The sequence below is a fragment of the Mycolicibacterium sp. XJ870 genome, assembly GCF_053483975.1.
Genome location: NZ_JBEFTI010000023.1, coordinates 1 through 453, shown reverse-complemented (window position 1 = coordinate 453; position 453 = coordinate 1). Strand labels below are relative to the sequence as shown.

Below are 453 nucleotides of genomic sequence, written 5' to 3'. Positions count from 1 at the left end.
TGACAGCATCACCTGCCGGATCACCGTCGATGACGAACTCAAGGACGAGCGCACGTCCAACGGCGTCAACGCCCAGACCTTCTGCTTGGTGAAATCTGCATGAGCACCCCCAGCCACGACGCCCCCACCGACACCTTCCCGGCTGCCGGACCCACCCTTGCGCGCCATGGCGGGATAGCGAAGTGGATCCGACGGCTGGCGATCCCGATCATTCTGGCCTGGATCGCCGTCATCGCCGTCCTCAATGTGATCGTCCCCCAGCTCGAAGAGGTCGGGGAGATGCGCTCGGTCTCGATGAGCCCCGACGACGCGCCGTCGATGATCGCGATGAAGCGCGTCGGCGAGGTGTTCGAGGAATTCAAATCCAACAGCTCTGTGATGGTCGTGCTCGAAGGCCAGGATGCGCTCGGCGACGAGGCCCACGCGTACTACGACCAGATCGTCGACAAGCTC

The 453-nt window shown here is 63.4% G+C and carries 2 protein-coding genes; both read left to right on the top strand.

Features of this window, described 5'->3' with window-relative positions:
* The coding region (locus tag ABQF30_RS29550; protein ID WP_448470630.1) for an MmpS family transport accessory protein at positions 1 to 103 on the top strand (103 nt) is incomplete at its 5' end.
* On the top strand, positions 100 to 453 hold a 354-nt coding region (locus tag ABQF30_RS29545), incomplete at its 3' end, for an MMPL family transporter (protein WP_448470628.1). The genes ABQF30_RS29550 and ABQF30_RS29545, both read left to right, overlap by 4 nt.